At 61.1% G+C, this 8,511-nt stretch carries 5 protein-coding genes; 2 read left to right on the plus strand and 3 right to left on the minus strand.

The features are described from left to right. Both JNL55_RS01995 and JNL55_RS02000 read left to right on the plus strand, forming a co-directional pair. A partial coding sequence (locus JNL55_RS01995) for a glycosyltransferase family 4 protein (RefSeq protein WP_293848627.1) occupies positions 1–1,108 on the plus strand: 1,108 nt, incomplete at its 5' end. 56 nt (positions 1,109–1,164) lie between these two features. Further along, entirely contained in the window at positions 1,165–2,652 is a 1,488-nt protein-coding gene (locus JNL55_RS02000) for an FAD-binding oxidoreductase (RefSeq protein ID WP_293848629.1), read from the plus strand. Here the strand turns inward: JNL55_RS02000 and JNL55_RS02005 are convergent, their stop codons facing one another. The 3 genes from JNL55_RS02005 to JNL55_RS02015 form a co-directional block, all read right to left on the minus strand. Further along, positions 2,653–3,966 carry an MFS transporter gene (locus JNL55_RS02005; protein ID WP_293848631.1) on the minus strand — a complete coding sequence of 438 codons (1,314 nt, stop codon included), beginning with the start codon at positions 3,964–3,966 and terminating at the stop codon, positions 2,653–2,655. A 152-nt stretch (positions 3,967–4,118) separates the two neighbouring features. Continuing rightward, positions 4,119–5,426, minus strand: a complete 1,308-nt coding sequence (locus tag JNL55_RS02010; protein WP_293848633.1) for a TolC family outer membrane protein — start codon at positions 5,424–5,426, stop codon at positions 4,119–4,121. Beyond that, positions 5,414–8,509, minus strand: coding sequence for an efflux RND transporter permease subunit (locus JNL55_RS02015; protein WP_293848635.1), 3,096 nt, complete (start codon positions 8,507–8,509; stop codon positions 5,414–5,416). The genes JNL55_RS02010 and JNL55_RS02015 overlap by 13 nt, the downstream gene beginning before the upstream one ends. Positions 8,510–8,511: the final 2 nt, after the last annotated feature.

Consider the following 8,511-nt stretch of genomic DNA (forward strand, 5'->3'; position numbering starts at 1 on the left):
CAGCATGACATCCCCTTCGGGCCCGATTCCAGACCCAGCGCCGTTGCGCGTGCTCATGTTTCCAAAGCACGGCGACAATCCCTACATCCGCAGTCTAGTCAGCAGCCTCGAACACAGTGGCGTGCAGATCGATGACTTCAGTTTCATTCGAGCGCTCCAGCAACGTTACGACGTGCTGCACATCCACTGGCCTGACTTGCACCTGCAGGCCCGCTCGTCGGTGCGCGTCATGGCCAAGCACGCACGGTTGGCGCTGTTGTTCGTCTTGTTACGTTTGCGCAAGACGCGCATCGTCTGGACAGTTCACAACCTGAAGCCGCATGAGCGCCACCTGAGGCTGGGCGAGCTGTTGTTTCCAATCTGGTTCCCACGGCTGTGTACCCATGTCATCGCGCTCACCAAGCATGGGCTGGATTCGGCACGCGCCATCTATCCGGGCCTGCGTAACAAAGCGGCAGCCGTGATTCCGCATGGTCATTATCGCGACGCCTACGGCCCGCCGCTGCCAAGAGCCAGCTGCCGAGACCAACTCGGACTCGCACATCGATTCACGTTCCTGTTCATCGGCCACATTCGTAACTATAAGAATGTGCCGCGCTTGATCGAAGCGTTCCGTGGACTGGAGCGGCAGGACGTGCAACTGGTGATCGCCGGCCAGCCCGGCCAGATGACCAACGTCGATGAGTTACGAGCACTGGCCGCCGGCGACGATCGCATTCATCTGCGCCTCGAGTTCGTGCCCGACGATAAAGTGCCGCTGTTCGTCGGCGCCTCCGATCTGGTGGTGCTGCCGTTCGAAGCTATTCTCAATTCAGGCAGCGTGTTTCTGGCGCTGAGTTTCAACCGCGCCGTGCTCGCCCCGAACCTCGGTTCGCTGCCCGAGATTCAAAGTCACGTCGGCGCCCGTTGGGTGACTTTGTTCGACAAGCCGCTCACCACCGAACATCTGCTGCAAGCCATGAGCAGCGGCCCCGGCGAGCATGAAAGCGCCGATCTGAGTTTTTACGACTGGGATGCCATCGGGCGGCAAACGCTGCGCTTTTATCTGACGCACAGCGCCGCGCAGCAGCAAGCATTCGACGTACACGGCGACTTGCATTCGCGCTAGCGACAGCTTCTACTCTCCCCCGGATCACGATCCGAACCGGTGGGAGAACTATTCCGATGAAACGCCGCGATTTCGTGAATTCGTCACTGTGGGCTGCGGCCGCAGCGATGCCTGGCTTTCATGTGTTGTCCGCCCGGGCAAACAGTGTTGCCGACGTAAGCGCGCTCACCGGCGATGGCAATGAAATCACGCTGCGCAGTGCTGCCATCAAAGACCTGGCCGCAAGAATGCGAGGCGAGCTGTTACTCGCCGGCGACGAGGGCTACGACCAGGCGCGGATGATCCTGAATCCGTCGTTCGATAAACATCCCGCGCTGATCGCACGTCCCGCCAGCGCCGCGGACGTTCAAGCGGCAGTGGGCTTCGCCCGCGAACATAACTTGTTGGTCGCAGTGAAGTGCGGCGGACACAGCCACTCAGGCCAGTCCACCTGCGAACGCGGCATGCTGATCGATCTGTTCAACTTGCGTAACGTGCGCGTCGATCCGGCTACGCGCCGTACTTGGGTCGCTGGCGGGTCACTGTTGGGTCAAGTGGACCAGGCCAGCATGCCGCATGGACTCGTCACACCTCTGGGCACCGTCTCCCATACCGGCGTTGGCGGACTGACGCTCGGCGGAGGCTTCGGCCGGCTCGCACGCCGCTACGGCATGGCCATCGACAACCTCACTTCGATTGAAATCGTCACTGCCGACGGCCAACTGCGCCGAGCCAGCGCCACCGATCATCCCGATCTGTTCTGGGGCGCACGCGGCGGCAGCGGCAACTTCGGTGTAGTCACTCAGTTCGAGTTCGCTTTACATCCCATGCAGCGCGAAGTCGTCGCGGGCACTGTCGCGTTTCCGCTGGCCAAGGCTCGTGATGTTTTGAGTATGTATGCCGACTACGCGCCGGCCGCGCCCGACGATCTGTACATCGATCCGGTAATCGCTGCACCCCCTGGCGGCGCGCCGGGCATGGTGACACTGGAAGTCTGCTACTCCGGCCCTCAAAACAACGCCGAACGCGCGCTCGCACCGATCCGCAAACTCGGCACGCCGGACCGGGACAGCATCAAGGCCATGGACTATGTGCTAGCTCAGCGCGTCAACGACGTTACCGACTCTCGTTCGGTAGGCTCTTATCTGAAGGGCGGCTTCATCACCAAGATACCAGGCGACCTCATCAGCGCACTGGTGGAAGGCTTCGAGCCCGATCCTGGCAGAATGACTCTGCTGTTCTTCCAGCACTGCGGCGGCGCTGTCAGTCGCATCGCCGATGACGCTACCGCGTTCGCCCATCGCCATTCCCTGGCCAACATGATGACGGTTGCCGGCTGGCGGCACGGCGTCGACGATCCCTCCGCTCACATCGCAGCCATTCGTCGTTACTGGAGCAAACTCGAACCCTTCACGCGCGGCTTCTATGTCAACGACATGGCCCGCGAAGTTACGGCCAGCGACATCAACGCCAACTACGGCGGCAACTATCAGCGCCTGGTCGCACTCAAACGCAAATACGACCCCACCAATCTGTTTCGGTTGAACGCCAACGTGCATCCCTGATCAGGGTTTGATTCCACCCGCATCCACCGGTGAGTAATCCCGGGCCAGCCAGTGGACCACCAACAGCGCGAGCAAATAGACACAGCCGCAGACCATGAAGATGGGCGTGTAGTCACCCACCGTTTGCAAAACGGCGCCGACGTACTGAGCGAATAGCATTCCGCCGACGCCACCCAACATGCCGCCGATACCGATGACGGTGGCCACAGCCGAGCGTGGAAACACATCGCCAGGCAGCGTGTATAGATTGGCAGAGAAGCCTTGATGAGCCGCGGTCGCCAAACAAATGATGCCGACCGCTTGCCACAACCCCGACACCTTGGCCGCGAACATCACCGGCAACGCGCACAGCGCGCAAACAAACATTGCCGTCTTACGAGCTTTAGCCAGCGACCAGCCCCGAGATAGCAAACGCGATGACAGCCAGCCGCCGGCAATCGAACCGACGTCCGACGCCAGATACACCGCGACGATGGGCAACCCGAACGATCTCAGATCCAGGCCTCGCGTGCGGGATAAGAAGTCCGGCAGCCAGAACAAAAACATCCACCACACCGGGTCGATCAGAAACTTGCCAGCGGCATAAGCCCAGGTCTGACGCATCCGAAACACCGCCGACAGCGGCATGCGTTGCGCGCTGTCGGGCGGATCGCTTTCGATCAACGCCAACTCTTGAGCCGAGACACGTTTGTTGCCGTGAGGCTGCGAATACAACAACCACCACGCCGGCAACCAAAGCAAAGTCGCAACGCCGACGATCACGAAACTGGCGCGCCAGCCCATCGCCAGATCGACCACGATGAACGGCACCAGCAGCGGCGTGACGATAGCCCCGATGTTGGTGCCGGCATTGAAAATGCCTGTTGCCAGCGCGCGCTCCCGTTTAGGAAACCACTCAGTGACGGCTTTGATGCTCGCCGGGAAACCGCCGCCCTCGCCGATGCCCAGCAGCACACGCACCATCACGAAATGCGCGAGGTTTCGAGCGCCGGCATGCAGGATGTGAGCAACCGTCCATAACGTGAACGCGATACCCAAGCCCCACTTGGCACCAATGCGATCCACCACGCGGCCGAACACCAGATATGACAGCGCATATGCCGCCTGGAACCAGGTGACGATGTTGGCGTAGTCGCGTTCGCTCCAGCCGAATTCCGGCTGTAGATAGCCAGGCTTGAGCACGCCGATCATCTGCCGGTCGATATAGTTGATGACCATGGCGGCAAACAGCAGCGCCACCACGACCCAACGATATTTCCCCGGCCCCAGCGCGTTCGCCGCACCCTCGCCACGAGCATCCACCTGCGCAACCATTGGATAGAGCTTCCTGTTTTCTTATTGACTCGGCGGCCGGCCCGCGGAATCGCGAGCTCGACAGCCAGGCACTTAAGCAGAACAGCGGCGGCAATTCGGCGTTAGTTCGGCAATATCACGACCTGCTCCAGCCGCGTTATTGGGAAGGAGGCCTAGAGTGCTGCCAAGTCCGCCTCGGACAGCTCACCTGCGACCGCAGCAAGCTTCAACTTCGCGAGCAAGTAGCTGTAGCGGGCGTCGGCCAGATCGCGCTTCACATCGAACACCCGCTGTTGCAAGGTCAGCACGTCGAGATTGGTTCGATTGCCGACCTCGCGTCCGAGCTCACCGGCTGCCAGCGACGTCTGAGCCGACACCAAGCCCTGTTCCAGCGCCGCGACGCGAAGTGCACCTGACGTGACCTGGGTATAGGTCTCACGCACGCTCACATCGACGTCGCGACGAGTGGCTTCGAGCTGTTGCTGAGCTTGATTGCGTTGGGCCACCGCCTGGCGATAGCGGGACTGCAAAGCTCCGCCAGCGAATACCGGCATACTGAACTGCACGCCCACCGACATTCCCTCGGAGCGATCCGGGTACGCGAGCGGATTCAAATCGCCTTGCTGCCGTTGATCGTCGAACTTCGCCACCGCATCGAGCGACGGTCGGCCCGCCAGCCGCGTACGACCGACCTGCGACTCCGCAATGGCCACTTCCAAATCACGAATCCGAATCTCCAGGCTCTCCGCGCCGGCACGATCGCGCCACGCTTGCACCGCCTCGCTCTGGGCCGACATCGTTGCGGCGGGAAGCGGATCCGGATCCTCGCCCTCGCGACCGGTGAGTTCCACGAACCGAGCCCGAGCGATCTCCAACTCACTCTGAGCGGCGATCTCCGTTGCCACCAGTGCATCGAAGTTCGCTTGAGCCTCCGCTACATCGGTGACTCGCGCGCGGCCCGCGTCAAAGCGCTCCTTCGCCGCCGCGAGCTGTTCAGCAACGGCACCCTTCTGCGCCTTGGAGAAGGCCAGTGAGTCCTGTGCGAGCAGCACAGTGAAATAAGCCTGCGACACTCGCAGGATCAACTCCTGCTGAGCCGCCCGAAACGCCAGCGCTGCGATCTCGCCCTGTGCAGACAAGTTACGCGCGTCGGCCTTCAGATCAGGTCGATACAAAGGCTGCGTGACGCTCACTCCGTAGCCATACACATTGCCACTCGAATCCGAGTTGAGCAGCGATGAGAACTGACCGGACGTACGCACTTCAATGTCCCGGCGTGTCGCCTGCCCGGTGATGTTGACCCGAGGTAACAGCGACGCTCGACTCTGTGCCAGATACTCGCGTCCGACCTCCGACGCACTCACGTCAGCGGCGAAGTCCGCATCGTGTTGAAGCGCGGCACGGTGTGCCTCGACCAGATCGATGGCAGCGGATGGCTGTGCCAATGTGGCCAGTAGTAAAAAAGGAATCAGGCGACGCACGGGACAGCTCCAGAGGATGATTGAGCAAGGGCATCTCGTTCCGGACGCTTGGCGCCGTAGCACATGGCGTACAGCGCTGGCAGGAACAACAAGGTCAGCAAGGTGGCCACCAGCAAGCCGCCCATGATGGCCCACGCCATCGGTCCCCAGAACGTGGACCGGGTGAGCGGAATCATGGCCAGGATGGCAGCCAGTGCAGTCAACATGATGGGACGCAGCCGACGCACCGCCGACTCGACGATGGCATCCCACAAGCTGTGGCCCTGCTGCTGGTCATGATCGATCTGCACGATCAGGATCACCGAGTTGCGCAAGATCATGCCGAACAGCGCAATCACTCCGAGCATGGCGACGAACCCGAACGGCACTCGGAAGATACCGAGAATGGCAGTGACGCCGATCAAGCCGAGCGGTCCGGTGGCCAATGCCAGCAGCATCTTTTTCATGTCCTTGAGCTGCACCATCAGCAACACCAGGATGATCACTAACGCCACCGGCATCACCGCCGCGATGGCGGCGCTGGAATTAGCACTGGCTTCGCTGCTGCCGGCCACGACGACGGAGTAGCCCAACGGCAACGACGCGGCGAGCTGGTCGATCTGCGGTTGCAAGGCTTTGGTGACATCGTTGCCCTGCGCGCCTTCGACATCAGAGCGCACAGTTACCGTCGGCACGCGATTACGACGCCACAGGATGCTTTCCTCCGCATCCAGCTGCAGCTTGGCAACCTGTGACAGCGCCACCGCACGACCGTCAGGCAGATACATCTTGGCGTCTTTGAGATTGCCAAGATCGGTTCGCTCGGCTCGTTCCAACCGAGCGACCACGTCGATGGACTCATCCCCTTCGCGGTACTGAGTCGTCACCAGCCCTGACAGGCCGATCTGCATCGTGGTGGCGATGTCGCGCGACGAAAAGCCCAGCACGCGAGCTTTGTCCTGATCGATCTCGGCGCGCATCACTTCGATCTGCTCGCCGGCATCAGAGTTGACGCGCCGAACGTTCGGATGAGCACGCATCAGTGTCGCGACTTGGTCAGCGATACCAGACACTTTCTTATCGTCCGGGCCACTGACGCGGTACTGCACTGGATAGCCCACCGGCGGCCCGTTCTCCAGTCGCGTCACCCGCCCCCGCACCAACGGGAAATCATGCTCAAACAAGCTCTGAATATGAGTGAGCACGCGCTCGCGGCTTTCCTCACCGTGAGTCATTACGACCAGCTGGCCGAAGTTCAGATTCGGCGTCTGTTGATCGAGCGGCAAATAAAACCGCGGGCTGCCGACACCCACATACGACGTAACCGAGACGATGTCACTGTTGCCAGCGAGCGCCTGCTCCATGGCACGCACTTCGCCTTCGGTCGCCGCGTACGACGAGCCTTGCGGCAGCCACAGATCGACCATCAGCTCCGGCCGATCGGATTCCGGGAAGAACTGTTGTGGCACGAAGCGGAACAGAGCAATCGACAGCACAAACAATGCAGCCGTAGCGACGACCACCGCGCGACGATGCTCGACACACCAGTCGACCAACGCACGAAACTTCACATACAGCGGCCGGCGATAGACCGCATCCTCATCGACCCCGTGGTGAGCCATCTCCGGCAACAACTTGTAAGCGAGGTACGGCGTGAACACGACCGCGACGATCCAAGACAGCATCAGTGAAATGCCCACCACCTGGAAAATCGAGAAGGTGTATTCACCGGCATTGGTCTTGGCGAGGCCGATGGGCAGAAAGCTCGCCGCAGTGATGAGCGTGCCGGTCAGCATTGGGAACGCTGTACTGGTGTACGCGAACGTGGCCGCCTTGACTCGATCCCAGCCCTGCTCGAGCTTCAGCGCCATCATTTCGACGGCGATGATGGCGTCGTCCACCAACAAACCCAGCGCAATGATCAACGCGCCGAGCGACACCCTCTGCAGGTCGATGTCGAGCATGTACATCGCCAGGAACGTCATGGCGAGCACCAGCGGAATCGACAATGCCACCACCAGGCCGACGCGCAGGCCCAGCGCCACGAAGCTCACCGCCAGCACGATCACCACCGCCTCGACCAAGCTCTTGATGAACTCGCCGATGGAATCGTTCACCACTTTGGGCTGATCCGAGACCGCGCCGAGCTCGATGCCGACCGGAAAGTTCTGCTCCAGTCGCTTCACGGTTGCATCCATCGCGCGGCCGAGACGAATTACGTCGCCGCCCTCGCGCATGCTCACAGCGATGCCAATGGCTTCCTTGCCTTGGAAGCGCATTTTCATGCTCGGCGGATCGCTGTAACCACGACGCACGGTAGCGATGTCGCCGAGACGAAACGTCCGGTCGCCGGCGCGAATACCGATCTCACGAATCGAGTCCAGCGACGTAAAGGCGCCAGACACGCGTATGTTGACGCGCTCACCCGTGCCCTCAACCGTGCCGGCAGCATCGATGCTATTGGTGGCACTCAGCGTGGTCACGATCAGCGATGGATTGAGCCCCAACGTCGCGAGCTTGGCGCCGGAGGCTTCGATGAAGATCTTTTCCTCCTGGTCGCCGACGAAGCTCACTTTCATGACGTCCGGGATCTGCAGAAACTCATAGCGCGCGGCCTCGGCAAACTCCTTGGCTTCGGCGTAGGTGAAGCCGTCCCAGGTCATCGCATAGATGTTGCCGAAGGTGTCGCCGAACTCGTCGTTGAAGAACGGACCGATCAGGTCGCTCGGCAAGGTCGAACGGACGTCGTCGATCTTTTTGCGCACCTGATACCACACGTCCGGCACGCGCTTGGCTGGCACCGACTCGAGCAGATTCACGGTGATTTGAGTTTCACCGGCCCGCGAATAGCTGCGCGTGAAGTCGATCTCAGCCACTTCCTGCAGCTTCTTTTCGAGCTTGTCGGTTACCTGTTCCGACATCTGCTCGGCGGACGCACCCGGCCAGTAGGCTTGCACCAGCATGGCCTTGAAAGTGAACTCGGGATCCTCCTTACGCCCGAGGTGTTGATAGGCGTAGATGCCGGCGACCGCGAACAACAGCAGCATGAACACCACGAGCTGTTGATTGCGCAGCGCCCATTCGGAAAGATTCGGACCGCGCATGG

It is taken from the genome of Steroidobacter sp., assembly GCF_016790065.1.
In the GTDB taxonomy this organism is placed as follows: domain Bacteria; phylum Pseudomonadota; class Gammaproteobacteria; order Steroidobacterales; family Steroidobacteraceae; genus Steroidobacter.